Source organism: Bradyrhizobium sp. USDA 3262, assembly GCF_054060035.1.
Genome location: NZ_JBSSCT010000001.1, coordinates 8,808,077 through 8,834,540, shown reverse-complemented (window position 1 = coordinate 8,834,540; position 26,464 = coordinate 8,808,077). Strand labels below are relative to the sequence as shown.

The 26,464-nt window shown below is 62.9% G+C and carries 24 protein-coding genes and 2 pseudogenes; 14 read left to right on the top strand and 12 right to left on the bottom strand.

Going from position 1 to position 26,464, the window contains the following annotated elements; genetic code table 11:
* Nucleotides 1-24: 24 nt before the first annotated feature.
* A pseudogene (opgC, locus tag ACVWYP_RS41830) lies at nucleotides 25-891 on the top strand (OpgC domain-containing protein); the annotation flags it as partial.
* Nucleotides 892-985: 94 nt separating this feature from the next.
* A complete protein-coding gene (gene opgC, locus ACVWYP_RS41825) occupies nucleotides 986-1,249 on the top strand; it encodes an OpgC domain-containing protein (protein ID WP_456684296.1) in 264 nt (87 codons plus the stop codon).
* A 28-nt stretch (nucleotides 1,250-1,277) separates the two neighbouring features.
* Here opgC (ACVWYP_RS41825) and hemN read toward each other — a convergent pair whose 3' ends face one another.
* From hemN to ACVWYP_RS41795, 6 genes are all read right to left on the bottom strand, one after another.
* Complete coding sequence (gene hemN / locus ACVWYP_RS41820; protein ID WP_028339970.1) at nucleotides 1,278-2,630, bottom strand: oxygen-independent coproporphyrinogen III oxidase; 1,353 nt, start codon at nucleotides 2,628-2,630, stop codon at nucleotides 1,278-1,280.
* Between the two features lie 55 nt (nucleotides 2,631-2,685).
* On the bottom strand, nucleotides 2,686-3,363 hold the full coding sequence (locus tag ACVWYP_RS41815) for a helix-turn-helix domain-containing protein (RefSeq protein WP_456684295.1): 678 nt from the start codon (nucleotides 3,361-3,363) through the stop codon (nucleotides 2,686-2,688).
* 188 nt (nucleotides 3,364-3,551) lie between these two features.
* Nucleotides 3,552-3,716 (bottom strand): hypothetical protein, encoded by a 165-nt coding sequence (locus ACVWYP_RS41810; protein WP_155258421.1) that lies wholly within the window; start codon nucleotides 3,714-3,716, stop codon nucleotides 3,552-3,554.
* A 19-nt stretch (nucleotides 3,717-3,735) separates the two neighbouring features.
* Nucleotides 3,736-4,458, bottom strand: coding sequence for a CBS domain-containing protein (locus ACVWYP_RS41805; protein ID WP_028339972.1), 723 nt, complete (start codon nucleotides 4,456-4,458; stop codon nucleotides 3,736-3,738).
* 62 nt (nucleotides 4,459-4,520) lie between these two features.
* Complete coding sequence (locus ACVWYP_RS41800; RefSeq protein WP_370143886.1) at nucleotides 4,521-4,814, bottom strand: c-type cytochrome; 294 nt, start codon at nucleotides 4,812-4,814, stop codon at nucleotides 4,521-4,523.
* Nucleotides 4,815-4,891: 77 nt separating this feature from the next.
* Nucleotides 4,892-5,728, bottom strand: a complete 837-nt coding sequence (locus tag ACVWYP_RS41795) for a universal stress protein (RefSeq protein ID WP_028339974.1) — start codon at nucleotides 5,726-5,728, stop codon at nucleotides 4,892-4,894.
* 162 nt (nucleotides 5,729-5,890) lie between these two features.
* On the opposite strand from ACVWYP_RS41795, the gene phbB reads away from it, so the two are divergent.
* The 6 genes from phbB (at nucleotide 5,891) to ACVWYP_RS41765 (ending at nucleotide 12,173) form a co-directional block, all read left to right on the top strand.
* Nucleotides 5,891-6,616, top strand: a complete 726-nt coding sequence (phbB, locus tag ACVWYP_RS41790) for an acetoacetyl-CoA reductase (protein WP_172646739.1) — start codon at nucleotides 5,891-5,893, stop codon at nucleotides 6,614-6,616.
* A 15-nt stretch (nucleotides 6,617-6,631) separates the two neighbouring features.
* A complete protein-coding gene (locus tag ACVWYP_RS41785; protein ID WP_244980971.1) occupies nucleotides 6,632-7,111 on the top strand; it encodes a CBS domain-containing protein in 480 nt (159 codons plus the stop codon).
* On the top strand, nucleotides 7,108-7,497 hold the full coding sequence (locus ACVWYP_RS41780) for a hypothetical protein (protein WP_080686696.1): 390 nt from the start codon (nucleotides 7,108-7,110) through the stop codon (nucleotides 7,495-7,497). Before ACVWYP_RS41785 ends, ACVWYP_RS41780 begins: the two co-directional genes overlap by 4 nt.
* The gene (locus ACVWYP_RS41775) at nucleotides 7,494-9,308 is read left to right on the top strand and encodes a PHA/PHB synthase family protein (protein ID WP_210291461.1); all 1,815 of its coding nucleotides are present in this window, start codon (nucleotides 7,494-7,496) and stop codon (nucleotides 9,306-9,308) included. Before ACVWYP_RS41780 ends, ACVWYP_RS41775 begins: the two co-directional genes overlap by 4 nt.
* A 157-nt stretch (nucleotides 9,309-9,465) precedes the next feature.
* Nucleotides 9,466-9,633 (top strand): hypothetical protein, encoded by a 168-nt coding sequence (locus tag ACVWYP_RS41770; RefSeq protein ID WP_162832437.1) that lies wholly within the window; start codon nucleotides 9,466-9,468, stop codon nucleotides 9,631-9,633.
* Nucleotides 9,618-12,173, top strand: a complete 2,556-nt coding sequence (locus ACVWYP_RS41765; RefSeq protein WP_129964726.1) for a cation-translocating P-type ATPase — start codon at nucleotides 9,618-9,620, stop codon at nucleotides 12,171-12,173. The genes ACVWYP_RS41770 and ACVWYP_RS41765 overlap by 16 nt, the downstream gene beginning before the upstream one ends.
* A 144-nt stretch (nucleotides 12,174-12,317) precedes the next feature.
* Here the strand turns inward: ACVWYP_RS41765 and ACVWYP_RS41760 are convergent, their stop codons facing one another.
* From ACVWYP_RS41760 to ACVWYP_RS41750, 3 genes are all read right to left on the bottom strand, one after another.
* The gene (locus ACVWYP_RS41760; RefSeq protein WP_018273625.1) at nucleotides 12,318-12,563 is read right to left on the bottom strand and encodes a hypothetical protein; all 246 of its coding nucleotides are present in this window, start codon (nucleotides 12,561-12,563) and stop codon (nucleotides 12,318-12,320) included.
* A 68-nt stretch (nucleotides 12,564-12,631) separates the two neighbouring features.
* Nucleotides 12,632-14,215 carry a bifunctional aminoglycoside phosphotransferase/ATP-binding protein gene (locus tag ACVWYP_RS41755; RefSeq protein ID WP_018273624.1) on the bottom strand — a complete coding sequence of 528 codons (1,584 nt, stop codon included), beginning with the start codon at nucleotides 14,213-14,215 and terminating at the stop codon, nucleotides 12,632-12,634.
* Nucleotides 14,212-15,195: a zinc-dependent alcohol dehydrogenase family protein gene (locus tag ACVWYP_RS41750; RefSeq protein ID WP_018273623.1), complete on the bottom strand. Its 984-nt coding sequence runs from the start codon at nucleotides 15,193-15,195 to the stop codon at nucleotides 14,212-14,214. The genes ACVWYP_RS41755 and ACVWYP_RS41750 overlap by 4 nt, the downstream gene beginning before the upstream one ends.
* A gap of 132 nt (nucleotides 15,196-15,327) precedes the next feature.
* On the opposite strand from ACVWYP_RS41750, the gene ACVWYP_RS41745 reads away from it, so the two are divergent.
* From ACVWYP_RS41745 to ACVWYP_RS41735, 3 genes are all read left to right on the top strand, one after another.
* Nucleotides 15,328-15,801, top strand: coding sequence for an Hsp20/alpha crystallin family protein (locus ACVWYP_RS41745; protein ID WP_028339981.1), 474 nt, complete (start codon nucleotides 15,328-15,330; stop codon nucleotides 15,799-15,801).
* 70 nt (nucleotides 15,802-15,871) lie between these two features.
* Nucleotides 15,872-16,348, top strand: a complete 477-nt coding sequence (locus ACVWYP_RS41740) for a CBS domain-containing protein (protein ID WP_018273621.1) — start codon at nucleotides 15,872-15,874, stop codon at nucleotides 16,346-16,348.
* On the top strand, nucleotides 16,330-19,083 hold the full coding sequence (locus ACVWYP_RS41735; RefSeq protein ID WP_028339982.1) for a bifunctional acetate--CoA ligase family protein/GNAT family N-acetyltransferase: 2,754 nt from the start codon (nucleotides 16,330-16,332) through the stop codon (nucleotides 19,081-19,083). Before ACVWYP_RS41740 ends, ACVWYP_RS41735 begins: the two co-directional genes overlap by 19 nt.
* On the opposite strand, the gene ACVWYP_RS41730 is transcribed toward ACVWYP_RS41735, so the two are convergent.
* The gene (locus ACVWYP_RS41730; RefSeq protein WP_028339983.1) at nucleotides 19,070-19,480 is read right to left on the bottom strand and encodes an adenine nucleotide alpha hydrolase family protein; all 411 of its coding nucleotides are present in this window, start codon (nucleotides 19,478-19,480) and stop codon (nucleotides 19,070-19,072) included. The genes ACVWYP_RS41735 and ACVWYP_RS41730 overlap by 14 nt on opposite strands.
* Before the next feature lie 223 nt (nucleotides 19,481-19,703).
* Between ACVWYP_RS41730 and ACVWYP_RS41725 the strand changes: the two genes are divergently transcribed.
* Genes ACVWYP_RS41725 through ACVWYP_RS41715 form a run of 3 tightly spaced genes read left to right on the top strand, consistent with a single transcriptional unit; the run spans nucleotide 19,704 to nucleotide 22,637 of the window.
* On the top strand, nucleotides 19,704-20,771 hold the full coding sequence (locus ACVWYP_RS41725; protein ID WP_129965254.1) for an MlaE family ABC transporter permease: 1,068 nt from the start codon (nucleotides 19,704-19,706) through the stop codon (nucleotides 20,769-20,771).
* Nucleotides 20,772-20,773: 2 nt separating this feature from the next.
* A complete protein-coding gene (locus ACVWYP_RS41720; protein ID WP_018273616.1) occupies nucleotides 20,774-21,511 on the top strand; it encodes an ABC transporter ATP-binding protein in 738 nt (245 codons plus the stop codon).
* Between the two features lie 16 nt (nucleotides 21,512-21,527).
* Nucleotides 21,528-22,637 carry an ABC-type transport auxiliary lipoprotein family protein gene (locus tag ACVWYP_RS41715; RefSeq protein WP_028339985.1) on the top strand — a complete coding sequence of 370 codons (1,110 nt, stop codon included), beginning with the start codon at nucleotides 21,528-21,530 and terminating at the stop codon, nucleotides 22,635-22,637.
* On the opposite strand, the gene ACVWYP_RS41710 is transcribed toward ACVWYP_RS41715, so the two are convergent.
* Nucleotides 22,634-23,818, bottom strand: a complete 1,185-nt coding sequence (locus ACVWYP_RS41710) for an acetate/propionate family kinase (protein WP_028339986.1) — start codon at nucleotides 23,816-23,818, stop codon at nucleotides 22,634-22,636. The genes ACVWYP_RS41715 and ACVWYP_RS41710 overlap by 4 nt on opposite strands.
* A 28-nt stretch (nucleotides 23,819-23,846) precedes the next feature.
* A pseudogene (locus ACVWYP_RS41705) lies at nucleotides 23,847-26,259 on the bottom strand (phosphoketolase family protein).
* Nucleotides 26,260-26,464: the final 205 nt, after the last annotated feature.

Here is a 26,464-nt window from a genome sequence, read left to right as displayed (position 1 = left end):
ATATGTTAAACAGTGCGGCAGGCAATGGGCAAGCCGACAGCTGGTAATGGTCTCATGCTTTCTGACTGTTCGACCGGTCCCTTGAACGGCAAGAGTCTTCACCGGAACCCCGCGCTCCTGACCGTTCATCCCGGGAAGGACGACAGCGTGCCTTTGGACCGCGATCTCCGGCTGGATCTATGCCGAGGTCTTGCGCTCTGGTGCGTCTTCCTCGATCACATCCCCAAGAATGTCTTCAGCTGGTTGACCTTGCGCCATTATGGCTTCAGCGATGCGACCGAAGTCTTCATGTTCGTGTCCGGCGTGACATGTGCGCTGAGCTACAGCAGCGTCCGCCGTCGCGATGGGTGGGCTACAGTCCTCGCACATACGCTGCTGCGAAGCTGGGAGATCTATGCGGCCTTTCTCATCCTGACCATCGCGCTTGCCATCGTTGCGTACAGCTCAGGCAGCAACCGGCTGGCGGACGAAGCCAACGTGAAGATCCTGCTGCAAGAGCCGGGTGCTGCGCTGGCCCACGCCGCCATCCTGATGTATCGCCCCGTAAATACGGATGTCCTGCCGACCTTCGTGCTGTTTCATCTATCGTTTGCGCCTGCCCTCTGGGGAATATCGAAGTTTCCTGGTGCGTCCCTGCTGATCTCCGCGTTCCTCTATGCGCTGGTCCAATTGTACGGCTGGAACTTGCCGCAGTGGCCGGTCAATCTGTGGTACTTCAATCCGTTTGCCTGGCAGCTTCTGGTCGTTCTCGGGGCGTGGTGGGCGATCCGGGGCTATCGAATGTTTGGGCGGAAAATCGCGTCGTGGCCCGTCGTCGCACTTGCGATAGCGTACCTCGGCTTTGGTCTTGTGATCACATTGAGCTGGCAGATCGAGCCATTGGCGGCCGCGGTTCCCAGCTATATTGCGCGGTTGATCTATCCGATCGACAAGCCGGATCTGGACCCGCCTGCGGCTCCTGCATTTTCTGGCAATTGCCGTCGTCGTGGCGAGGTTCGTGCCGCCGAATTGGCGAGGACTTGCCAGGGGCGGCCTGAGGGGCGCAATTCGTTGCGGCGAGCGTTCGCTCGAAACCTATTGTGCAGCTGTCGTGCTCTCCCTGTTGGCGAGTTTGTATCTCATCGAAGTGTCCGACAGCATTGCGGCGCAGTTTCTGACGAGCGCCGCAGGGATCGCGGCGCTCGTTCTGTTTGCGACATGCCTGGCCTGGATCGGTAAACGAAGCCGCCAACATCCGAAACTGCTGTAGACGGCGGACCGGTTCCGCCGGTCGGAATCTAGACCGCTCGGCTATGCCGGTTCGTGGCGCGACCAAGGTGAGCGTCGAACGCCGAGGCGACGCTTCGGACCAGGAACTCCGCATCATCGTTGATCAGGAGCCGGTCACCTCTCATCGTCACCGCGCCGTCCGCGATCAGCCTGTCGAGCCGGGAACGATCGACGACGGCCGAACCAGGATCCCAGCGGTGCCGGCGGCACATTCCCGGCAGGTCGACGGCCATGTCGCACATGATGCGCTCGATGATGTCGGCTCGGAAACGGTCCTCCGCCGTCAGCATGTAGCCCTTGACGGTGGCAAGCCGGTCCTCGGCGATGCGCGCAAGGTAGTCGCGTGTCGCGACTGCATTCTGCACGAAGCCCTGCGGCACGCGGCCGATTGCGCTGGCGCCGAGACCAATCAGGGTCTCGGCAGAATCGTCCGTGTAGCCCTGGAAGTTACGCCGCAGCCGGCCCTCGCGCTTTGCGATGGCCAGATTGTCGCCGGGGAGCGCGAAATGGTCGAGGCCGATGCGGATGTATCCGGCGTCGGTCAGCGCCTGCGCGACTGCCTCGGACTGACGATGCCGCTCGAGGCTATCCGGCAGCGACGCCCCGTCGATCATGCGCTGGTGCTTCTTGAAGGAGGGAATATGGGCGTATCCGAACACGGAAAACCGGTCGGGCCGCAGCGCGACGCATGTGTCGACGGTATCCAGGCAGGAAGCGACAGTCTGAGCGGGCAGGCCGTAGAGCAGGTCGAAGTTGATGCGGCCGACGCCGGCACGGCGCAGCCGCTCGACCGCTTCCGCGGTCTGCTCAAGGCTCTGCGACCGATTGATGGCGTGCTGGACGACAGGATCGAAGCTCTGGACGCCAAGGCTCGCGCGGTTGACGCCGCTGTAGCCCAATGCTTCCGCCATCGGCTCGGTCAGGGTGCGTGGATCGATCTCGACGGCGATCTCGGCGTCGGGCTGCACGAAGAACGAGTAGCGTAGCGCGCTGACGAGGTCGGCAAAGGCTTCTGGCGTCATGATCGTCGGAGTGCCGCCACCGAAATGGATGTGGGAGACGGGCAATCGCTGACCGACCGCTTCCGCAACGAGATGCGCTTCGGTGCGAAGGCCGGCGGCGTAAACGACGACCGGTTCGTCGCGGCTGGTGATGGAGGTGTGGCACCCGCAGTACCAGCACATCGACCGGCAAAACGGCACATGCAGATAGATCGAGGCTGGCCGCCGAGCTGGAACTGACTTGAGCCATGCCCCGTAATCAACGTCGCCGACCGCCGCAGAAAAATGCGGAGCCGTGGGGTAGCTGGTGTAGCGCGGGAGCCTGTCCTGCCCATAGGTGATCGCCAGGTTCGACCGCATGCTATTCTTTGCCTCTCACTTGCGGCCGATTATCGAAGCCTGGCACGCCCTTCGCTTACGCCGCCATGTTCCGGTTCGATATCGCGCGGTTGCGCAGTTCCACCCGACGCGAGGTCGGAAGGGAGATCACGCCGTTCTGCTCGAGCTGGGTGAAGGTGCGTGACACCGTTTCGATCGTCAGACCGAGATAGTCGGCGATATCCTGCCGCGACATCGGAAGCTCGATCGCCGCATTCTTGACGGCGCGGCGCGCCATGTCGTGGAGGAAGCCGACGACACGATCTTCAGCGCTGCAGATCAGCAGCATCAGATGCTCCTGGAAGCGACGCAGTTCCTGGGCCGTCGCATCCCAGAGTTGGCGTGCCAGATCCTTTTCGTGGGTCGCACGGACCATGAGCGCGGCGCGCTTGACCACGATGACCCGCGTCTCGGAGACGGCCTCGGCCGAGGAGATATGGGTCTCGCCGGCCTCGAAGCCGAAAATATCCCCGGGCAGATAGAATGCGCCGATCTGGCGACGTCCGTCTTCCAGAATCTTGTAGGTTCGGACGGCGCCGGAAACGACCTGATAGAGGTATTCCGCGGCCTCGTCCTCGCCGTAAATTTCGCTGTTGCCGGCGAACCGCATCGGCGTCCCAACCATGCCGAAGGGTCCTTCAACGCGCGCCTGCCGGCTGAGGATGCTGGTCGGGTGATGGCTGTTCTCGAAAGAAATGGCGTTCTGGGTCTGCATGGCGACGCTCCATGAATGGGAAGATCGATGGAGGCAGATTGATCGCATCTCGTGGATCGGGAAATTTGGATATTTCCCCTAAGTAGAAGCCACTTACGTATTTGTACGTAGCTCCGGGAATGCAGAGCAATAAACGGTGGCCGCACGGCGAGACATCAGTGTCTCGGCGCGCGAGGCAAAAAGCGCTGCTAGGTCCCGTTCTTATCGGGATAGGCAGCGCGTGTGCTGGCTCCATTCCCGTCCTGTTCCCGAAGCCAGCGCGTCGTGCTGCGATCGGTCACGGCGAGCACGAGCGCAAAGATCGCGAAGATGAGACAGACGGCTGTGACGACAAGCAGTGTACTGATTGCCATGTTGGCCTCCTCGATCTGATCAGCTAGCCGCCTTGACGTCTTCCGGCGATTGCACGTAGTAGCCGGAGTAGCCGTCGACGAAGCATAGATGATCGCGGACTTCCCTGACGCCCGAGGTATTCTCGGCGAGGACGATCGCGGCCTGGCGAGCTCGTTCATCGAAGATCAGGCCGTGCAGATGCACGGCGCCGTTGCGTACCCAGACCTGGAAGCCGGCCGGCCGCCAGCCGGTGGCGTTGATTTCGCGCAGAATCCGTTCACGGATATGGCTGTCGTCGGCGGTCGGATCGGGAACTTCGCGCGCCAGCGATGCGACGGCCTGCAGGATGTCCGCCCGGGTGACGATTCCGACCATGGTCTTGCCCTTCACAACCGGCACCCGCTTCACGCCGTGCTTGTGCATCAGATGCACGATCTCGTCGAGCGGCGCCTGCTCATCGACGGTGATCGGGGTCGTGGTCATGACGTCCTCAACCTTGCGGCCGCGTTCGTGCACGAAATCGGTCGCAGCGCGACCCACGCCGGTGAACAGTTCCAGCCATGCCGAGCGCTTGTGTCCTGTGCCGATCTCGGCGCGCTCCAGGAAATCTCCCTCGGACACCATGCCCCTGAGCGTGCCGTCTTCGTCCATCACCGGCAGACCACTGAGGTGACATCGCAGCATGATATTGGCCGCATCCAGGATCTTCGTGTGCGGACTGACGGCGATGATATGCCTGGTCATTATCTGATGCGCACGCATGTCGGACCTCCGTGTTGAAGCTTGAACAATGAGGCTTTGTGCGTTCCGCGCATTGACCTGGCTCAACGGTCCGCTTGGCCCCGCTCGAGAGATTTCAAGAACAGAATGAAGTCGCCCACCTGGTCCGGCTCGAAGCTGAACTGGGGCATGGTCGGATGGCCGGTGACGATCCCTTCCGCCAGCGATTCCTGCAGCATCTCGACCGGATAGCGTTCGTGCAATGTCCGGAACGGAGGTGCTATCCTCAGCGGGCTCGGGCTTACCCGGTCGATTGAATGGCAGCGGGCGCAGTAGAGTTGCGCAAGGCGACGACCTTGTTCCTGGTCGGCGGCAGCAGGAGTCAGTGCGGCGCAGATCGTGCCGAGGATGACGAGGCCGCGAGCGACATGATGCCGAAGTGGACTGGCAGGATGTTTCACCAGACGCCTCGCGCTTAGTGGGACATCAGGACCGGGACGGTCATCGCACGCAGCATGTCGCGCGTCACGCCGCCGAGCAGGATTTCCTGCAGGCGGGAATGGCCGTATCCGCCCATCACTAGAAGGTCGAGGCTCTCATCCGCCGCGATCGACAGCAGGATCGACTGAACCTCGGACTTGGACGCCGGCAACGACGTGATCTTGGCCGGAAGCCCCTCCTTTGCAAGATAGCGCACCAGATGGTCGGTGGAGCATTCTGAAGGGATCGGATCAACGCCATCGATGGTGATGACGGCGAGAGCATCGGCTGCGCGCAGTAGCGGCATTGCGTCGTGGAGAGCGCGGGCGGCGAGCCGGCTGCCGTCCCAGCAGATCCCGATTCGCTTCGCCGAGAACGCGCCATGGAACGTGTAGGGCATGAACAGGACGGGACCGCCGGCCTGGAACAATAACTCCCGAGGGATCACGTTGTCGTAGCTGTTGTATTCGCCCAGCGGTTGCACCACCACGGTCAGGTCATGCAGTCGCGCGCTCGCGCAGATCATCTCCCGAGCATCGATGGGGAGCGCACCCACGGCGCGGGTCGCGTAGGATATCCCCGCATTACGTGCCTCGATATCGAAGACGCGCAGCGCAACCTCGGCGCGTTCGAGGGCCTGCTCATGTTCAGCCTCGAACAGTGAGGCGACCGCCGCGCCGCCTTCAACGACGAACGGTACGCTGGCGGTCTCGTAGCCGATCGCCATTGCGTCGAGGTGCGCGCCGGTGCCGAGCGCGAGCGAAACCGATCCGTCGACCGCGGGACGTGGCGACAGCTCCGTCGGGATGTGGACCAGGATGTTCTTGAACATGGCCGTTCTCCAAAGAGGTGGAAGAGCAAGTGCCACCAAAGCACGGATCGAGGCGGGCCAATTTGATCTGCCTCATGCGCGGTCGGGGATTCAGATTGAGCGAGATCAATTCATCGAGCGTGTAATTCGCGCAAATGTTGTGCCCAGCTTGGAGGAGCCGGCATGGCGCGCGTCGCATTGGTTACGGGTGGAAGCAGAGGAATTGGCGCAGCGATCTCGCGTGCCCTCGTTGCTGCCGGATGCCGGGTTGCGGCCTGCTATGCCGGAAATGCCGGGGCCGCCTGGTCGTTTCAGGATCAGACCGGAATTCCGGTGTTCCAATGGGATGTCGCGAACTTCCAGGCCTGTGCAGCCGGCATCCGCGAGGTGGAGGCGGCGCTGGGCCCGATCGACATCCTGGTCAACAACGCCGGTATCGTGCGCGACGCTACACTGCATCGAATGACCAAGCAGCAATGGGACGCGGTGATCCGAGCTGATCTCGATTCGCTGTTCAACATGTGCCGACCCCTCATCGAGGGCATGCGGGCGCGCAAGTTCGGACGGATCATCAACATCTCGTCGATCAATGGGCAGAAGGGCCAGATCGGCCAGACGAACTATGCCGCGGCGAAGGCCGCCGAGCTCGGCTTCACCCGTGCGCTCGCGCTCGAAAGCGCGCGGTTCGGAATCACGGTCAATGCGATCTGTCCCGGTTATATCAACACCGAGATGCTGGCCGCGGTGCCGACCGATGTCATGCAGAACTCCATTCTACCGCAGATTCCGGTCGGGCGGCTGGGGCAGCCGGAGGAGATTGCCCGTGCCGTCGCGTTTCTTGCCGCCGACGAAGCAGGGTTCATCACCGGATCGACGCTGTCGATCAATGGCGGTCAACACATGTGCTGAAGGGGAGAGATGACTATGCTCGCAACCGATGTGATGCGAAGTTCGTTCGCGACGATCAAGCCAACTGCCACAGTGCTCAATGCCGTCGAACTGCTGCTTGAAACCGATCAGCGCGGCCTGCCGGTGATCGACGACGCCGGCGAACTCGTCGGCATGGTTTCGGAGGGCGACTTCCTTCACCGCGATGAGCTGGACATCAGCCCGCCGTCCGGAAACTGGCTGGAGTCGCTGCTTGGCATTGTGGAGAATACATCTGAACGCGAGCGCATGCGGACGCTGCAGGTCGGCTCGCTCATGAGTGGATTGCCGATCACCGTCGATATCGAAGCATCGATCGAAGACGTCGTCGCGCAGATGGATGTCTACAATGTCGCCCAAATTCCGGTGCTCTGCGCCAGAACCGTCGTGGGTATTGTGAGTCGCAGGGAACTACTTGCGGCATTGGCGCGCCGATTGAGAGACGCAGAGAAAGCAAGCACCGGAGTTACATCATGAGCGAGACGGCCCTGCAATCACATGCGCACGCCGTCGTTTGGATCGATCACCTTGTTGCGAAGGTTTTCGGCATTGGGTTGACAGGCATCAGCACGACGGCCGTCCATGCGCATTTGGTGTCGCAGCATCTGCATCACAAGGCGAATACGATCGGCGATGGTCGCGTCCAGGCCGACGCGACGTTCCTCGCGAGGGTGGGGGAGGCCGTGAACGGTTGCAGCGATCTGCTCGTCATCGGTCCGGGTATCGAGAAGGTCGAGCTGACGCAGTATCTCAGGGCGGAGCGGCCCGACCTCAATTTGCATCTTGAGTCGAGCGATCATCCGACCGACGCGGAGATCGTGGCGCTCGGTCGGAAGCGGTTCCACCTCGGAGACGGGCGATGACAGTCCAGGCAGTTCTCGACCAGCCCAGATCTCCTGCCAACGACGATGTGACGGGTGCCGGAACGCCTGCATCGGCGCAGCCCGAGAAGGAGCCATTGACGGGTACGGAATCGCTCGACCAGCTCGTTCACGCGGCGATGGCGCAATGGACCGGCGGGCTTTCACCGGCTGGCCTCGCGCTCGCCTTCGCCGATTGGCAACTGCATCTGGCGGCCTCACCCGGTAGACGGCTTGAGCTGGCGTTGAACGCAGTTGCTGACGGCTCGCGCTTCGCGCGCATGGTGTCGACGCCGCATGCGGCCTGGCAACCCTGGTTCATGGTTAAGCCTCAGCCGGGTGACAACCGTTTTGCGGGCCAGGATTGGACGTTGCCGGCCTTCAACGTCATTGCGCAGGCGTTCCTGCTGGCGGAGCATTGGTGGCATTCGGCGACCAGCGGCCTGCACGGCGTCTCGAAAGCAAATGCAGCGGTCGTGGATTTCACCGTCCGGCAATGCCTCGACGTCGTTGCGCCGTCCAACTTTGCGTTCAGCAACCCCGAGGTGCTGCGCAAGGCAATGGATTCGGGTGGCGGCAACTTCGTTTCGGGCTGGCATAACTGGCTGGAAGATTGCAGGAATCTGTTGAGCGCCGAGCCGTCCGGATCCGCGCCCTTTGTGGTCGGCAAGGACGTTGCCGTGACCGAGGGCAAGGTTGTGTACCGGAATGAACTGATCGAGCTCATCCAGTACGCGCCCGAGACGGCCGACGTTTGCCCCGAACCGGTGCTGATCGTGCCGGCGTGGATCATGAAGTACTACATCCTCGATCTCTCGCCGCAGAATTCGCTCGTCCGGTTCCTGGTCGAGCGCGGCTTCACCGTGTTTATGATCTCGTGGCGAAATCCGGGGCCAGCTGACCGCGACCTTGGCCTCGATGACTATCGCAAGCTTGGGGTCGACGCTGCGATCGACGCGATAAATCAGCTCATTCCTGAACGTTCAATCCACGCGGCCGGCTATTGCCTCGGCGGCACGCTGCTCGCGGTTGCGGCCGCTCGGTTGCAGAAGGAGCGGCCCGGCTGCCTGCGCTCGGTGACACTGTTGGCAGCCCAGGTCGATTTCACCGATGCGGGCGAGCTGACGCTCTTCATCAATGAGAGCCAGGTTGCGTTCCTGGAGGATATGATGCGGCAGCGCGGCGTGCTCGAGACGGCGCAGATGGCCGGTGCGTTCCAGTTGCTGCGGTCGAACGACATGATCTGGTCGCGCCTGATCCGCGACTATCTGATGGGTGAGCGTGCCGCACCGAGTGATCTGATGTCATGGAACGCGGACGCGACCCGCATGCCCTATCGGATGCATTCGGACTACCTGCGCAAGCTCTTTCTGAACAACGACCTTGCCGAGGGTCGCTATCTGGCGGACGGGCAGCCGGTGGCACTTTCCGACCTTCGCGCCCCCATGTTCGTGGTCGGCACCGTCCGCGATCACGTCGCGCCCTGGCGGTCGGTTCACAAGATTCACCTGTTGGCTGATGCCAATATCGCCTTCGTGCTGGCGAGCGGCGGTCACAACGCTGGCATCGTTGCTCCGCCGTCGGAGGAGGGGCACAGCTATCAGTTGTTGGAGAAAATGGCGGATCAACCCTATGTCGGCCCCGACGAGTGGCTGCGCAAGGCGATGAATCGCGACGGATCCTGGTGGCTGGAGTGGGTTCGTTTCCTCACGGCGCATTCCGGTGCGTGGGTGCCGGCGCAGCCGGTGCTTCACGCGCCCGAGGGTGAATCGCCGCTCGAGGATGCGCCGGGCCGGTATGTCCTGCAGCATTGAGCTGCCGGCACGGGTGCTCGGGCAGCTTGATCTGCCGCAACTTCTCAACGGTGCGAACCGCTACGGTAAACTGCGCCGCGCCAGCAGGATCGAGTATCCAGCTGGGCACCCCTTGCCTAGGAAGCTTCAAACGGCGTTGTGCCAGCAGGAGAGAGCCATGAGCGTCATCCTTCGCATCCTCTTCGTCCTCGTGGGATCTATCACCGCGTTCTTCGTTGCGCGGGATTCTCTGAACTTTGACATCATACAGACATTTGTGGCCATTCTGCTCGTTACCGCGCTCTTGCTGGGTGGAAGCGTCTGGAACCTATGGCGGAAGACGTGAGCGCCACAGACCTCACAGGACTAAGCGAAGCCGAAGCGACGGCCCGGCTTCGGGTCGAGGGGCACAACGAGCTTCCGAGCCCTGAGCGGCGCACTCCCATACGTATCGCGTTGGACGTGCTGCGCGAGCCCATGCTCGCGCTGCTTCTGAGCGGCGGACTGATCTACCTTTTGCTTGGTGATCTCCAGGAGGCACTCCTGCTCCTTGGCTTCGGCGCCATGTCGATCGTGATCACGATCGTGCAGGAGACACGAACTGAACGCGTGTTAGAAGCCTTGCGCGACCTGACCAGTCCGCGGGCCCTCGTGATGCGGGATGGAGTACGCCGGCGTATCGCCGGCCGGGACGTCGTCCGAGGCGACCTCATCATCCTTGGCGACGGTGATCGCGTGCCAGCCGACGCTGTGCTCCTCGACGGTCATGATCTGCAGGTCGACGAGTCCCTGCTGACAGGCGAGTCGGTACCCGTTCGCAAGCAGGTGGTCGAGACGGACGCCGTGGCCGAGCATCGGCCGGGCGGCGACGATCAGCCGTTCGTGTATTCCGGCTCGCTCGTCGTGCGGGGCGAGGGCGCCGCCCGGGTCACGTCCACCGGACCGCGAAGCGAGATCGGAAAGATCGGAGCGTCTCTACGCACGCTGCAAGCGGAGCCGCCACGTCTCCAACAGCAGACGGCGAGGCTGGTGCGGTTTTGCTTTTTCGGCGGCGCTGCGGTCAGCATCGTTGCCGTGCTGCTTTACGGGACGTTGCGCGGAGACTGGCTGCAAGCGTTGCTCAGCGGCGTCGCAATCGGCATGTCCATGCTGCCGGAAGAATTTGGTGTGGTGCTCACCGTGTTCATGGCCATGGGCGCGTGGCGCATTTCGAAAGTCCGCGTGCTGACGCGCCGGGCGGCCGCAATCGAGACGTTAGGCTCCGCCACCGTCTTATGCACCGACAAGACCGGTACTCTGACGCTGAACGAAATGTCAGTTGTAGAATTGCGGTTGCTCGACGGTTCATGCATGCGTCCCAAGTCTTCGAATCCGGGTTGCGTACGACCCGAATTCCCGGAGATGCTGCGCTACGGCGTCCTTGCCAGTTCGCCTCAGCCGCTGGATCCGATGGAGCGGGCGCTGCACGCCCTTGCGGGCCACGTCCGGAAAGAAACCAGCGGGCAGGATGTTCATGGGCAACTGATACGTACCTATGGACTCCGGCCCGAGCTCCTCGCCATGACCCAGGTCTGGCGGTCATCCCCCGCAGAGGAATACGTTGTTGCAGCCAAAGGAGCCCCTGAAGCGGTTGCGCGTCTCTGCCAGCTGAGCCGTTTGGATCAGGAATCGATGAGAAGTGCCGTCGGCTTGATGGCGGAGCAAGGGCTCCGTGTGCTCGGGATCGCGGCGGCCGTGCATAAAGGCAACCAGCTTCCTTGTTCGCAGGAAGCCTTCGCATTCCGCTTCCTCGGACTGGTGGGATTCGCCGACCCGCTTCGCCCCGGTGTGCCTGCTGCGGTGCGTGAATGCCGCTCAGCGGGAATTGGCGTCGCCATGATCACAGGCGATTATCCGATAACCGCGGCCGCAATTGCGAAGCAGGCGGGGCTGGATGTCCATGAGGTGATCACGGGGAATCAGATCAAGCTCATGAGTGACCTGCAGCTTGCGGAACTCGTCAGACGCGTGAACGTGTTTGCTCGCGTATTACCGGAGCAGAAGCTCCGCATCGTGCAGGCAATGAAGCAGAACGGCGAGATCGTTGCGATGACCGGCGATGGCGTCAACGACGCTCCATCCCTGAAAGCGGCTCACATCGGTATCGCGATGGGCGGGCGCGGAACGGACGTCGCGCGCGAGGCGTCGTCCATAGTGCTGCTTGACGACGATTTCAGCGCGATCATCTCGGCCGTCCGCCTGGGTCGGCGCATTTACGACAATCTGCGAAAGGCGATGGCCTTCATCTTCGCTGTCCACGTTCCTATCGCGGGGCTCACCCTGCTTCCCCTGGTGTTCGGATTACCTTTGATTCTCGGCCCCGTTCACATCGCATTTCTCGAGCTAATCATCGATCCCGTATGCTCACTCGTGTTCGAGGCCGAGCGCGAGGAGCGCGACGTCATGGCGCGTCCACCCAGGCGAGCTGACAGCCCTCTGTTCACCTGGACGCTAGTTAGCTGGAGCGTACTTCAAGGTGCCCTGATTTTTGTGCTTGTCGCCGTTCTGTTCGTCATTGCACTTCACGCCGGCATGCCTGCAGATGAGGTCAGAGCCTTGGCCTTCTTCGCCCTCATCGGGTCAATTGTCGGTCTCGTCCTGGTCAATCGATCTTTCAGTTCTTCGTTCCTATCGGCGTTCTTCCGGCCGAATCTGGCGCTGGCGGTAATCTTGCTTTCAATCGCAGGCGCTCTCGGGACCGCACTGCTCTGGCCTCCGGCGTCCAGCTTGTTTCGTTTCGGTCCCCTTCATCCGGACGATCTGATGATCGCGCTCGGACCGGGAGTGGCGATGCTGGTGGTGCTTGAGCTGCTCAAGCCACTCTGGCGCCGGCGACTGAGATCCTAGCCGGCGGAAACGTTGAAGTGCGCCTGAAAGGTGATAACTGGGTGCCTACCTTACGAGGAACACGTCGGTAGCGGTGTTCCTACGTCGAAGGCCGGCTCCGAAGAGCCGGCCTTCGAGGTATGGCAGGCACGAGCAGCGCGCGTTCTAGCGGACTGTGACATCTCGGTTGGTGAGGGTCATCAGCAGCAATGACAGTCCGGATGCCGCCGCCACGAACGCTGCGGTCCATGTCAGCGCAGTGACTACGAACGCCGCCTCCAAGCGCCAGGCTAGAAGCGGCTCGGTCGAGGCAAGCGGAATGGCATTGGGGAAGAAGTAATTGTAAAATAAAACAAGCGCTACCGTTGAGATGACGCTTCCGGCAAGAAGAAGGCTCAATGCGCGTTTCATGACATTCTCCTGTCTGGGCGGGAGAATGCTGACAGGTTTCCGTCGATCGACCAATTCCGGATGTTTCCTTAGGTGATATTCCGCCGATTTGAATGGAAAGGTGCGTCTGGCAGGCAGGGCATGCTGCGCTGGAGAGTGGCGGCAGGTGAGCCTGATGCGTCGATGAGCTGCCAATCGATATGGCCAGTATCGATGCTCTCCTGGCTCAGAACGACGCCAGCCGTTGCATCCGAAGCGTCGTGTTGCCGTGAGGCGACGCGTCGCAGCCGGATGGCTTGTTCGGCGGTCAGGAACAATCCACTGAATTTCACCTTGGCATTGCGGGCGGCGGCTCGTGCGGCATCGCGCTCCGCCTGCTTCAAGAATGCCGCGTCGAGAACAACGGAAATCCCCTGAGCCATGGCGCGTTTGGCTCGGTCGAGCATGGCTTGATAAACGCGGTCCGATGCTTCGGGAGTGTAGGTCTCCGGCGCTAACGTGGCATGTTCGGCGACGTGGGAGAGTTGCTTGCGAATGACATCCGATCGCAGAACCAGGGCGCCCGGGGGCGGCGCGATCAGACGCGCCATGTCGCGCGCCAGCACGCTCTTGCCGGTACCCGACTTCCCGCCAACTGCAACTAGGCGGGGCGGCTCCGGCTCAATCAGCCGACGTGCAAGCTCGAAATAGCGGCCCGCTTGGGCGGCGATCTCTTGATCGAGTTGATGTTGCCGTGCCTTGGTGAAGAGCACATTAGCCCGGATCGCCGCTCGCATTGATAGAAACAATGGCAGCAAAGACAACGCACCCGATTGCGTGTCCCAGGCATTCTGCATGTAGCTATTGAATAGCCTGTTGGCGACGGTCTCGCGTCCGAAGTACAGCAGATCCGTCAGTGGAAATGCGAGGTCGTAGAGGACGTCGGTCGTCGCGATATCGGGGTCGAACTCGATCGCATCGAACAGAACAGGCTCGCCGTCGAGCAGGACGATGTTGCCGAGATGTGCATCGCCGTGACAATGCCGGATTTGCCCAGCTGCGGCGCGGAGGCGCAGAAGCTCAAGATTCCGAGCGAGCGATCGATGGCTCAACTCGTGCAGTTCATCGATCTTCCTGCAGGAAAGAGTTGACTCGGCGCGAAACTGCTCGGTGTTGCGATCGATGATGACGGGGAGTGACGTAAGCCAGTGCGATCCATCGCTCCCAATCAGTTCTCGATGGGATTTGAGCAGGATGGCGGCCAGTCTCTCGCCCAGCTCCGGCCGGATTGCATCCCGCTCGGCGAGATGATCGAGTGTCTTGTTTTCGTCGAAGCGGGCCATTTCGACGGCCCATTCGACGACTGGTCCGGTCCCGCCGACCGCAAGTCCATCGCGCCCGTGCGTGATCGGAACCACCCCGCGATAGATCGCGGGGGCGTGGCGCTTGTTGACGGCAATCTCATCCTCGCAAGCGCGCCGCCGCTTCTCCAACGTCGAGAAGTCGAGATAGGGCAGCTTGACCGCTCGCTTGATCTTCAGGACGCGCGAAGCTTCGAGAAAGACGATCGAACAATGGGTGTCGATCCGCTTGACCGGGGTGTTCGGCTCGCCAGATCCGGCCAGAAACGACAATACGGCGGCCTGGCCGGTCTCGCCTGTGGCAGTCGCAGTTGATGATGCCGGCGTCATCATGGCTTCAAGACGGCTGCGCCGACGAGCTTGCCGTCCCGCAAGCGCGCAAGTGCTTCGTTCGCCTGGTCCAGGGGAAAGACGGTGACGTGCGTCCGGATTCCAGCCCTTGCCGCTGTCTTGAGAAAATCGACGCCATCTTGTCGCGTCAGGTTGGCAACGGAAACGATCTGCCGTTCACCCCAAAGGATGTCGTAGGGAAAGCTCGGGATATCCGACATGTGAATGCCGGCACAGACCACGCGTCCGCCCTTGCGCAGCGTGCGCAGTGCAAGCGGGACGAGGGGCCCGGTCGGCGCATAGATGATCGCGGCATCAAGTTCTGCCGGGGGCCGATCTTCCGAAGCACCGGTCCAGCATGCGCCGAGCGACAATGCCAGGCGCTGGGCCTCGGTGTCGCCGGCGCGGGTGAAAGCGTACACATCCCGCCCTTGCCAGCGCGCCACTTGCGCGACGATATGTCCCGCCGCGCCAAAACCGTAGATGCCGAGCTTGCGGCCGTCGCCAGCCATCACCAGGGAGCGCCAGCCGATCAGGCCGGCGCACAGCAGGGGCGCCAGCTCCGCATCCTCGCCGTCTCTGCCGAGCGGAAAGCAGTAACGCGCGTCAGCCACCAGGTGCGTGGCAAAGCCGCCGTCCCGCGTGTAGCCGGTGAACAGGGGGGCGTCGCAGAGGTTTTCCTTGCCCTCCCGGCAGTAGGAACAATGCCCGCAGGTGGATCCGAGCCAGGGAACGCCGACGCGTGCACCGAGATGCAGGCCATCCACGCTTTCACCGATCGCGTCGATACGGCCAACCACCTCATGGCCGGGAACGATCGGATAGGCGATGCCGGGCAGTTCTCCATCGACGACGTGCAGGTCGGTGCGGCAAACGCCACAGGCGCCGACCTTGACGCGGACCTCGCCTGGTCCCGGAAGTGGGTCGGGCCGCTCCGTATATTGCAGCCGCGCGTCGCGCGCGGGCAGGATCATGGCGTGCATGGCGGAACTCGCTTCGGTCTGTGCCTCTCCTTTGATCACATGACATTGGTTGGGTTTTGATCCTGGTCAACGGCCGGGGGGCTGTTCCTGACTAGCTTTGTTTCACGAGCGACATTCAAATAGGAGGTACTGATGGCTAACAACGTGATTCCCGTTGGAAGCGAGCGCGCCTTGGCGCGGCGCGAAAACAATCCCTTCGCATTTCTGCAGCAGGAGATCGACCGGCTGTTCGACGGCTTCGGCCGCAATTTTCCGGCGTTCGCCGCGCCGCAGGCGATGATGCCGCGCATGGACGTCAGCGAGACCGACAAGACCGTCGAGATCTCAGCCGAACTGCCAGGCCTCGAGGCCAAGGACATTCAGCTCAATCTCGCCGACGACACGCTCACGATCCGCGGCGAGAAGAAGAGCGAGCGCGAGGAGAAGGACAAGGACTATCGCCTGATCGAGCGCAGCTTCGGCGCGTTCTCGCGGTCCGTTGCATTGCCCGAGGGCGTCAAGGCGGAAGACGTCAGTGCCGAGATCGCCAAGGGCGTGCTCAAGGTCACCGTCAAGAAGCCGGCTCCCAAGCAGAGCAGGCAGATCGACATCAAGACGGCGGCGTAGCTGCCTTGCGAGGCGCGTCGCCCGTTAGGCAGCGACGCGTCCCCGAAGCAACCATCAAAGGGGATCAGCCATGTACGAGTTTCTTCAGGAGACCGTTGCGAGCAACATGACGAGATCGGTACGAAGCGTCGCTCCCGAAATGACCGTCGGCGACTTGTACCGGTTGTTCGCGAAAGACGACTATGACGCCTATCCCGTGCTCCGCGACGATATTGTGGTCGGGTTCGTCACGAAGCTGGACGCCCTGAAGGTGTTCGCCTGTCCGGTAGATCACATGCTGCCACGTTACGACGATCGCATGGGAACGACGGTCGATGAGATCATGTCGTCCGATGTGATCGCGGTCGAGCCGGATACAAATCTGCAGCGCGTCCTTCAGCTAATGGTCGCGCATCGGCTCAAGAGCCTACCGGTGATCGACAAGTATCACCACCTGGTCGGGATTATTGCTCGCGAGGATGTCATGCGGGCCCTGGCGCGCTGCACGAAACGGCAGGCGCCTCCGCTGGTTCCCTGCGAGACTGTCCGATGTCTACGTTTGGTTTAGATCGGGTTCTCTCGCCTCGATCGGTCGCGCTTGTCGGCGGCAGTTCGCGTCCGTCTTCGCTCGGTCTGGCGGTACTCATGAACCTCAAGACATGCGGTTTTGCCGGCCGCATCGCCGTAGTCAATCCGAAATACACTGCGATCGATGGCGAGATTACGTCCCGGGATATCAAATCACTTCCATTCGTTCCCGACCTCGTTGCGATCACGGCGCCTGCGGCCGCGATTCCCGGAATCATATCGGACGCTGCCGCGGTCGGTGCCGCCGGTGCGGTCATCCTGTCCGCCGGCCTCGGACATGGTGCCGGCTCGCTAGCCGAGACGGTCGCGCAGACGGCGCGCCGGCACGGCATGCGCCTGATCGGGCCGAACTGTCTCGGCGTCATGGTGCCGCGCGCGAAGCTCAATGCGAGTTTTGCCGCGCATCAGCCCGCCGAAGGCTGTCTTGCCCTGATCTCGCAGTCCGGGGCCGTCGCTGCCGCGATGATCGAATGGGCGGCAGAGCGGCGGCTCGGCTTCTCCGGCATCGTGTCGATCGGAGATCAGCTCGACGTCGATGTCGCCGATCTGCTCGATTATTTCGCGCAGGACGATCATACCAACGCGATCCTGCTCTACGTCGAGGCCGTCAGGGATGCGCGCAAGTTCATGTCGGCCGCGCGCGCCGCGGCACGGCTCAAGCCCCTGATTGTCGTGAAAGCGGGCCGGGTGGCGCAAGGCGCCAAGGCCGCAGCCACCCATACGGGAGCGCTCGCCGGTTCGGACGCCGTCTATGACGCGGCGTTCCGCCGGGCCGGCATGCTGCGCGTGTACGACCTTCGGGAACTGTTCGACTGCGCCGAGTTGCTTGGCCGCGGCTTCGTTCCGCGCGGCAACCGCCTGTCGATCCTGACCAATGGCGGCGGGCTCGGCATCCTCGCGATCGACCGGCTCGTTGAGCTCGGTGGCGTTCCTGCAGGCCTGACGACGGAGACGATTGCGGCGCTCGATCGGGTCCTGCCGCAAGGCTGGTCTCGTGCCAACCCCATCGATATCTCCGGCGATGCCGACGCTGCCCGCTACGTGGCCGCGCTCGGCCCGCTGCTCGAGGACGCCAACAGCGACGCCGTGCTGGTCATGAACGTGGAAACGGCTGTTGCGCCGACCGAACGGATTGCCGAAGCGGTCACGCGGTGCGTTGACGGCCGCCGAGCCAGGAACAGCGAGGTAGCCGCACTGGTGCTTGCGTCGTGGGATGGTGCCGACGCCCGCACGGCGGCGACCTTCGAGCGGGCGCGCGTCCCGCATTTCCCGACCGAGGACGATGCAGTGCGCGCCTTCATGTATCTGGTGAGATACCGCGATGCTTCCATCGCGCTGGCCGCAACGCCGCCCAGCAGCGCCTCGACGTTTGCGCCGCGGACGGCGGCGGCGAGGCACGTGATCGCGAAGGCGCTGTCCGAGAGGCGGGAATGGCTCGACCCGATCGAGATCGTCGCGCTGTTCGAGGCTTATGATATTCCGATCGTTCCGACCGTCGTGGCCCGTGATGCCGACGATGCCGTGGACAAGGCAGCGCCCTTCCTGGCGCAAGGGCTTGCCGTGGCGGTGAAGCTGTTCTCGCGCGACATCAGGCACAAGTCGGACATCGGCGGTGTCATTCTCGGCCTGCGGACTCGCGAAAGCGTCGCACAGGCCGCCAGGACGGTGCTGGCGCGCGCTCGTGCCGCGCGTCCGGATGCCGCCCTGCAGGGCGTGACGATCCAGCCGATGATCGAGCGGCGGGCGGCACGTGAGCTGATCCTTGGCATTGCCGACGATCCGACCTTCGGCCCGGTGATCGTGTTTGGCCGCGGCGGCACCGCGGTCGAGGTGATCGACGACAAGGCGTTGGCGCTGCCACCCCTCGACATGAACCTGGCGCGCGACCTCGTCGGGCGCACGCGGGTCTCGCGGTTGCTTGCCGCCTACCGCGACGTACCCGCCGTTCCGGAAGATGTCGTTCCGCGCACCCTCGTCAAGCTGGCGCAGATGGCGGCCGATATTCCCGAAGTCGCTGAGCTCGATATCAATCCGCTGCTGGCTGACGAAACCGGCGTGATGGCGCTCGACGCGCGGGTGGCGGTCCGCAAGCCCGCGCGGCTGTTCGCCGGTCAGACACGACTTGCAGTGCGGCCCTACCCGTCGCAGTGGGAGGGCGAGCTTGCTCTAAGGGATGGCTCGCGCGTCGTGGTGCGGCCGCTGCGGCCGGAAGATGAGCCCATGGTGGAGAGCTTCTTCAAGCGAGTGACCGCCGAAGATCTCAGGCTTCGCTTCTTTCAGGCGATGAAGAATTTCTCGCACGCGTTCATTGCGCGGTTGACCCAACTCGACTACGCGCGTGCGATGGCCTTTGCGGCGCTGGATCCAACTACGGGTGCCATGGTTGGAGCGGTCCAGCTTCATTCCGACTCGCTCTATGAGAATGCCGAGTACGCTATCCTGTTGCAGTCTGATCTCAAGGGCAAAGGGCTTGGATGGGCGCTGATGCAGCTCCTGATCCGTTATGCGAAGTCGGAAGGGCTGAAGCGGCTGTCTGGCGAAGTGCTGGCCGAGAACAGCACCATGTTGAGCATGTGCCATGAGATCGGATTCACGGCGGCCACAGAGCCGACCGACCACAGGATCGTCAATGTCGTTCTCGATCTCTCCCTTCCGGTGGTGGATGCCTTGGGCGTCGACATCCTGATCCGGCAAAGTGCAATCAGAGCGGCGTGACGGCGACGACCCGGTAAGGATGCATGCCGTCCACCTCATGGACGGAGGCATATTCGCCGACCCGAAAGGGCTCACTGCCGAAATGAAACCCGGCTTCATCGGCGGTGGCGCCGGCAACGTCATAGTGAAAGCGCCAGCTGTCGGCCGGTCCATGCACGAGGTGGCCGAGCTGATCGTCTTCGCCCGGCCGTTGGCGGATGACACGGCACGCGTCGCGATGGGCTCTCCAGGTCTCGACATCGATCCGCGATGTCGTGTCGAGCGGGGCGACGATGACATAGCCGATCGCGGACGCACCCTCGGGGTGATCGTGCTCGCGGGCGCGCTCGAGCCGGACCTGCCTGAACGAGTGCGGCAACGCGGTGTTTTGCAAAGGTTTGAAGGCGGCGCGATTCATCTGAAATCTCCTGAGCACGCCCGAGGCTGCCGGGCAATCTGTCAAATCATAAGGCCACCGCTTGCCAAGCCGTTGATCTCGGTCAAGCGCATTCCGGGGCACGGTGAGGCCGATTGCGCTGGGTCAAACACAGGCGTCTCCAGCACCCTAAGGTGAGCTGCAAATTGGAGTCAGAATCGTGCTCAACGCCCCAGCCCTGATAGCGAATGCGAATGATCCGCGCGTGCTCACCGCATGTGGGGCCTGGAACGTTGCCAACGTCGAGGCGCTGGAGCGGCTGTGCGCGCACGCCGCGAGCACCGATATCGGCTCGATCGATGTACGGCGTGTCACCGCGCTCGACACCGTCGGGGCCTGGCTGCTTGAAAGGCTCGCCCGCGGTCGCGCGACCAGAGCAGTTCTCACCGGTGCCGATGGCCCATATGGCGACCTGCTGGAAGAGGTGCGGGGACTGAATCGCTCGGGCTGCGCCGAACGCAGACCGGTCAACCCAGTGCTGCAGAAGCTTGATCAACTCGGCCGCGGCAGCAGGCGGCTGGCATCCGATTCGGCGGCATTCCTACATATGCTCGGCGCCTTCAGCCTAGCGCTGCTTGGCATTTTCAGGCATCCGCGATCGTTCCGATTGACGTCGACCGTCTATCAGCTCGGCCGGGTGGGCTGGCAGGCGGTGCCGATCATGGTGCTGATCACGTTCCTGATCGGTGCCATCATCGCCCAGCAGGGCATCTTCCATTTCCGCCGCTTTGGCGCGGAATCCTATGTCGTGGACATGGTTGGCATCCTCGTGCTGCGCGAGATTGGCGTGCTGATCGTGGCCATCATGGTGGCCGGACGATCCGGCAGCGCCTATACGGCCGAGATCGGTGCGATGAAGATGCGCGAGGAGATCGACGCGCTCAGCACCATGGGGCTCGATCCTGTCGCGGTGCTGATCCTGCCACGAATCCTGGCGCTGGTGGTGGCGCTGCCGATCCTCGCCTTTCTCGGCTCGCTCGCGGCGCTCTATGGCGGCGGGCTCATCGCGTGGCTTTATGGCGGCATGAGTCCGGCGATCTTCATTGCACGCCTCCATGACGCGGTTTCGGTCACTCATTTCGAGGTCGGGATCATCAAGGCGCCGTTCATGGCGCTCGTGATTGGGCTTGTCGCGGCCGTCGAGGGATTGAGCGTCAAGGGCAGCGCGGAGTCGTTGGGGCAGCAGACGACGGCATCGGTCGTAAAATCGATCTTCCTGGTGATCGTGCTCGACGGGTTGTTCGCGGTCTTCTTCGCTTCGATCGGGATGTAGCCATGGCCGACACGCCAGCGATCCATATTAGCGACCTCGTGGTCGGTTTCGGCGAGAAGATCATCCTCGATCATCTCGATCTCGACGTGAACGACGGCGAAATTCTCGGCCTCGTGGGCGCGTCTGGCGGCGGAAAGTCGGTGCTGATGCGGACATTGGTTGGCTTACTTCCGAAGCGGAGCGGACAGATCGATTTCGCAGGCGACAGCGATGACGAGCGCCGCTGGGGCGTGCTGTTCCAGCAGGGGGCGCTGTTTTCGGCCCTGACGGCTCGCCAGAACATCCAGTTTCCGCTGCGCGAGCGCGCACGGCTGTCGCCGGGGCTGCTGGACGAAATTGCGGACGCGAAGCTCGAGATGGTTGGCCTGAAGCGCGAAGACGGGGACAAGTATCCGTCCGAGCTCTCGGGCGGCATGACCAAGCGGGTTGCGCTCGCGCGGGCGCTGGCGCTCGACCCCTCGCTCCTGTTTCTCGACGAGCCAACCTCCGGTCTCGATCCCATCGCCGCGGGAGAATTCGATGCCCTGATCCGGACGCTGCACCGGACGTTGCGCTTCACCGTGTTCATGGTGACACACGACCTGAACAGCCTGCAGGCCATCTGCGACCGCGTCGCCGCGCTCGCCGACGGCAGGATCGCGGCAATCGGGCGGCTGTCATCGGTGCTCAAGTCCGATCATCCCTGGGTCCAGGCCTACTTTCATGGTGCCCGGGCGCAGAAGCTGGGCCTCGGCAATTAGGCAGAGAGAGACGCATATGGAAATCCGCGCGCCCTACATCGTCGTTGGTGCATTCGTGTTATCGGCGATCGTCGCTGTGTTCGGCTTCGTTTACTGGCTGAACAATGTCGGGGGGATTGGGAAACGGCAGACATATCAGCTGGTTTTCGCCGATCCGGTGCCCGGACTGCTGGTCGGGGCGGGCGTCCTCTTCAATGGCATCCGCGTCGGCGAAGTGACCGCGCTTGAGCTGGTTCCGGACCGTCCGCGCGAGGTTCACGCCACGATCGCAGTCGCCGAGCGTACGCCGGTGCATAGCGATACGCGCGTCGGCCTCGATTTCCAGGGACTGACTGGTGTTCCGGTGATCGCGCTCGAAGGCGGCGATGATCCCCAGGCGCCGCCGGCGCGCGAACCGCTGGTGGCCGAAAAGGGGGCCGGGCGGAGCATGACGCAGGCCGCCCGCGATGCACTACGCCGGGTCGATGCCGTCCTGTCCGAGAACGCCGCGCCGCTGCACAGCACGATCGACAATCTCAGCACGTTCGCCGAAGGGCTCGCGCGCAACACGCCGAAGCTCGACGGTATCGTGGCCGGGCTGGAACGCATGACCGGCGGTGGTGCGCCCGCGCCGCGCAAGGTAGTGTACGACCTTCACGCGGTGGACGACTTCGGAGCGCAGCGCCATGCCAATCTGCCCGAGCAACTGGTCATGGCGGAGCCGACCGCGATCGCACGCTTGCAGACCCAGCGCTTCCTGTTTTCGCCGGATGAAGAAAGTCAGGGGTTCGAAGGTGCGCAGTGGGGCGATAGTCTCCCGGTGCTGGTGCAGGCGCGGTTGCTGCAGAGCTTCGAGAATTACGACGTCGACCATGCGCCACTGCGGGCCGACAGCGGTGTAGAGGGTACGCCGCGCCTGCTGATCGACCTGCGTCGGTTCGAAATTGTGCAGGGAGCCCAACCGCGCGCGACGATCTCCCTGTCCGCGAAAATCGTCGATCGAAATGGGCAGGTAAAGGCCGCCAAGCTTCTTGAGGGATCCGAAGGAATAAACTCGCTCACACCATCCGAGGCGGCAGCCGCATTCGATCGGGCCTTCGGGTCTCTCGCAAGGGAGCTTGTGATGTGGGTTGCATCGACGGACTAGCGACCTGTGCGCAGCAGGCTGCGGCAGTGCCGCGCAATACTGACTTCCTCATTGGTCGGAATGACAAGTACGTCGACCGGGCTGCCCTTCGCGGCGATGCGTTGTTCGCCCTGCGCATTTGCAGCCGTATCGATGCTGACGCCGAGCCAGGAGAGGCGATCGCAGACGCGTTGCCGGATGTCCAGGGCATGCTCGCCTATGCCGCCGGTGAACACCAGGCCGTCGAGGCCCGCAAGGGTATTTGCCATCACGGCGACTTCTGCGGCGACACGAAATGTGAAGAGATCGACCGCTTCGCGGGCCTCGGGCTTTTGGCTCGCCAGTAGGGCGCGCATGTCGGCTGACAGCCCTGAGACGCCGAGCAGGCCCGAACCTTCGTACAGCAAATGTTGTACGTCATCGACCGACATCCTTTCTTCCTGCAAGAGATAAAGCAGTACGCCGGGATCTATCGTTCCACAGCGGGTCCCCATGACGAGACCGTCGAGCGGGGTCAATCCCATGGTGGTGTCGACGCTGTTGCCCTTCTGCAGGGCACAGAGGCTCGCGCCGTTGCCGAGATGCGCCACGACGACGCGCTTGTCCGCCCATTGCGGCGCGATCGCGGCGAGTTGGCTCGCGACGTATTCGAAGGAGAGGCCGTGGAAGCCGTAGCGACGGATGCCGCGCTCCTCAAAGTGCCGCGGGATGGCAAAGCGGCTGGCCGGCGGCGCCAGGCCGTGATGGAAGGCCGTGTCGAAGCAGGCGATCTGCGTCAGCTGCGGCCGCAGCGATTGCACGGCGCGGACCGGCGCCAGGCAGCGCGGCTGGTGCAGCGGCGCAAGCGGCGTCAAGGCCTCCAGCGCGGCGATAGTCTGCCCTGTGATGACGACCGGTCGATAGAACGCACGCCCGCCATGGACGATACGATGCCCGACGGCGGCGAGCTTGCCGCCGGCGAGATAGTCCTCGATCCAGGCAAATACGTCGCTGAACAGGCCGTTGTCCCCCGACGTGCCGCTCGGGCGACGCCTCTCGAACAGCTGCCTGCCCGAGGCATCGCTTATCACGATGCGCGGGACTTTCTCCTGCTCATCGAGCAAGCCCCTGCATTGCAGCTTTGGCTCGGCCGGTGCGATGTCGAACAGGCCGAACTTGATGCTGGACGAGCCGGCGTTGAGCACCAGGACGCTGTCGGACATGGACCGTCTCTCTCGCGTGTTCGCTGCCTCAGTCAACGGATTTGTGGTCTGTCGTACCGTAGGGCCAGACCCAGTCACGGATCTGCGGCATGTCCTCGCCATGCTCGCGCACGTAGCGGGTGTGCTCGGTCAGGGCGTCACGGAATCGCCGCTTGACGTGGGCTGCCGCGATGTCGAGCCCCGGCACGCGCTCGATTGCCTCGATGGCGAGATGGAAGCGGTCGAGGCCGTTCAACACCACCATGTCGAACGGGGTCGTGGTGGTGCCTTCCTCCGCGAAGCCCCGCACGTGCATTCCGTCGTGATTGGTGCGGCGGTAGGTCAAGCGATGGATCAGATAGGGATAGCCGTGATAGGCGAAGACGACAGGCTTGTCGCGGGTGAACAGGCTGTCGAAGTCGCGGTCGGACAGGCCGTGCGGATGCTGCTCCATCGGCTGCAGCGTCATCAAGTCAACCACGTTGACGACGCGGATCTTTAGTTCCGGCAGCGCCTTGCGGAGCAGGTCGACGGCGGCGAGCGTCTCCAGCGTCGGAACGTCGCCGGCGCAGGCCATCACCACGTCGGGCTCAGCATTGGGGGGCTCGGTGCCGGCCCAATCCCATATCCCGATGCCGGCTTCGCAATGGGTGATTGCCGCACGCATCGAAAGCCATTGCGGGGCAGGTTGCTTGCCCGCCACGATCACATTGATGCGGTCATAGGTGCGCAAGCAGTGATCGCCGACCCAGAGCAGGGTGTTGGCATCGGGCGGAAGGTAGACGCGGACAATGTCGGCCTTCTTGTTGGTGACGAGATCGACGAAGCCGGGATCCTGATGACTGAATCCGTTGTGGTCCTGACGCCAGACATGCGAGGTGAGGAGATAGTTCAGCGACGCGATCGGTCGTCGCCAAGGCAGCGCGCGCGAGACATTCAGCCATTTGGCGTGCTGGTTGAACATTGAATCCACGATGTGGATGAAGGCTTCATAGCAGGAGAAGAAGCCGTGCCGGCCCGTGAGCAGATAGCCTTCGAGCCAGCCCTGGCAGAGATGCTCGCTCAGGACTTCCATCACGCGGCCGTCATGGGCGAGGTGGACGTCGTAAGGCTCGATGCCTTCCATCCAGACCCGGTCGGTGGCCTCGAATACCGCGTCGAGCCGGTTCGACGCGGTTTCGTCCGGACCCATGATGCGGAAATTGCGGGCTTCCGCATTCAACTCCACGACCTCGCGCAAGAACTTGCCGAGTTCCCGCGTGGCTTCGGCGACGACCTCGCCCGGAGCGGTGACCTCGACCGCATACGCACGGAAATCCGGCAGCTTCAGCTCCCGCTTCAGGAGGCCGCCATTGGCGTGCGGGTTGGCACCCATCCGACGGGCGCCTGCGGGCGCAAGGGCTTGCAATTCAGCTACCAGCCGCCCGTTTGCATCGAACAGGCTTTCAGGCTCGTAGCTCCTCATCCAATGCTCGAGCAGCTTCAGATGCTCGGGGTTGCCGCGCGGGTTGGCGATCGGCACCTGATGTGCACGCCAGAATCCTTCGACCTTCAACCCATCGACCTCCTTCGGTCCGGTCCAGCCCTTCGGGCTGCGCAGCACGATCATCGGCCATCGCGGCCGCTTAAGGTCGCCGGGCTGCTGCCGCGCGGGCTTGCTGGATTGCGCGGATGCTGCCGAGCGCAGTGTCGAGCGTGCTGGCCATCGAGCGATGCATCGCATGCGGATCGTCGCCTTCGACGAACAGCGGCTCGTAGCCGTAGCCAGTGAAGAGGCTACGGACGTCCTCGTCATCCATCCGCCCCAGCACGGTGGGATTGGCAATCTTGTAGCCATTGAGGTGCAGGATTGGCAGCACTGCGCCGTCATGCTTCGGGTTCAAGAACTTGTTGGAATGCCAGGAGGCCGCGAGCGGGCCGGTCTCTGCCTCGCCGTCGCCGACGACGCAAACGGCGATCAAATCGGGGTTGTCGAACACTGCGCCATATGCGTGAACCAACGCATAGCCGAGTTCACCGCCTTCGTGGATCGAGCCGGGTGTTTCCGGCGCGGCGTGGCTTGGAATGCCGCCGGGGAAGGAGAATTGACGGAACAGCTTGCGCAAGCCGTCCAAATCGCGCGTCACCTCCGGATAGAGCTCCGTGTAGGTTCCTTCGAGATAGGTGTTCGCGACCATGCCGGGGCCGCCATGGCCGGGACCGCAGATATAGATGACGTTGAGGTGGGAAGTGCGGATTGCACGATTGAGGTGAGCATAGATGAAGTTGAGCCCGGGCGTGGTGCCCCAATGTCCAAGCAGGCGCGGCTTGATGTGCTCCGGCTTCAGCGGCTCTCTCAGAAGCGGATTCGCGAGCAGGTAGATCTGTCCAACGGAGAGATAATTGGCGGCTCGCCAATAGCGGTCGAGCAGCACAAGATCGTCCGCCCGCGCTTGCTCGTTTGGAGTGGTCGCAGATTGCATGTCGTTCTCCCGGGATTCAAAGATGACCTCGGACGCCGCTATCGGTTCCACGTTAGAGGGCGAATGTGACGGGAATGGCTTGAGCCAGCTCAAAGATGCACGCCAATTCGAGTCGAAACCGCAACGTTGCTGCGAACGTCCATCCAATCCTGGCGTCCAAGGAACGGAAGGTTCAATCGTTCGAAAGCGGAACCGGCTCCTTCGA

What these genes read in the sequence shown, in the direction of transcription:
- hemN (WP_028339970.1), bottom strand. Translation starts at nt 2,630, where the DNA reads ATGCGGTCGAACCTGGCGATCACCTATGGGCAGGACAGGCTCCCGCGC.
- ACVWYP_RS41815 (WP_456684295.1), bottom strand. Translation starts at nt 3,363, where the DNA reads ATGCAGACCCAGAACGCCATTTCTTTCGAGAACAGCCATCACCCGACC.
- ACVWYP_RS41810 (WP_155258421.1), bottom strand. Translation starts at nt 3,716, where the DNA reads ATGGCAATCAGTACACTGCTTGTCGTCACAGCCGTCTGTCTCATCTTC.
- ACVWYP_RS41805 (WP_028339972.1), bottom strand. Translation starts at nt 4,458, where the DNA reads ATGCGTGCGCATCAGATAATGACCAGGCATATCATCGCCGTCAGTCCG.
- ACVWYP_RS41795 (WP_028339974.1), bottom strand. Translation starts at nt 5,728, where the DNA reads ATGTTCAAGAACATCCTGGTCCACATCCCGACGGAGCTGTCGCCACGT.
- phbB (WP_172646739.1), top strand. Translation starts at nt 5,891, where the DNA reads ATGGCGCGCGTCGCATTGGTTACGGGTGGAAGCAGAGGAATTGGCGCA.
- ACVWYP_RS41785 (WP_244980971.1), top strand. Translation starts at nt 6,632, where the DNA reads ATGCTCGCAACCGATGTGATGCGAAGTTCGTTCGCGACGATCAAGCCA.
- ACVWYP_RS41780 (WP_080686696.1), top strand. Translation starts at nt 7,108, where the DNA reads ATGAGCGAGACGGCCCTGCAATCACATGCGCACGCCGTCGTTTGGATC.
- ACVWYP_RS41775 (WP_210291461.1), top strand. Translation starts at nt 7,494, where the DNA reads ATGACAGTCCAGGCAGTTCTCGACCAGCCCAGATCTCCTGCCAACGAC.
- ACVWYP_RS41770 (WP_162832437.1), top strand. Translation starts at nt 9,466, where the DNA reads ATGAGCGTCATCCTTCGCATCCTCTTCGTCCTCGTGGGATCTATCACC.
- ACVWYP_RS41765 (WP_129964726.1), top strand. Translation starts at nt 9,618, where the DNA reads ATGGCGGAAGACGTGAGCGCCACAGACCTCACAGGACTAAGCGAAGCC.
- ACVWYP_RS41760 (WP_018273625.1), bottom strand. Translation starts at nt 12,563, where the DNA reads ATGAAACGCGCATTGAGCCTTCTTCTTGCCGGAAGCGTCATCTCAACG.
- ACVWYP_RS41755 (WP_018273624.1), bottom strand. Translation starts at nt 14,215, where the DNA reads ATGATGACGCCGGCATCATCAACTGCGACTGCCACAGGCGAGACCGGC.
- ACVWYP_RS41750 (WP_018273623.1), bottom strand. Translation starts at nt 15,195, where the DNA reads ATGCACGCCATGATCCTGCCCGCGCGCGACGCGCGGCTGCAATATACG.
- ACVWYP_RS41745 (WP_028339981.1), top strand. Translation starts at nt 15,328, where the DNA reads ATGGCTAACAACGTGATTCCCGTTGGAAGCGAGCGCGCCTTGGCGCGG.
- ACVWYP_RS41740 (WP_018273621.1), top strand. Translation starts at nt 15,872, where the DNA reads ATGTACGAGTTTCTTCAGGAGACCGTTGCGAGCAACATGACGAGATCG.
- ACVWYP_RS41735 (WP_028339982.1), top strand. Translation starts at nt 16,330, where the DNA reads ATGTCTACGTTTGGTTTAGATCGGGTTCTCTCGCCTCGATCGGTCGCG.
- ACVWYP_RS41730 (WP_028339983.1), bottom strand. Translation starts at nt 19,480, where the DNA reads ATGAATCGCGCCGCCTTCAAACCTTTGCAAAACACCGCGTTGCCGCAC.
- ACVWYP_RS41720 (WP_018273616.1), top strand. Translation starts at nt 20,774, where the DNA reads ATGGCCGACACGCCAGCGATCCATATTAGCGACCTCGTGGTCGGTTTC.
- ACVWYP_RS41715 (WP_028339985.1), top strand. Translation starts at nt 21,528, where the DNA reads ATGGAAATCCGCGCGCCCTACATCGTCGTTGGTGCATTCGTGTTATCG.
- ACVWYP_RS41710 (WP_028339986.1), bottom strand. Translation starts at nt 23,818, where the DNA reads ATGTCCGACAGCGTCCTGGTGCTCAACGCCGGCTCGTCCAGCATCAAG.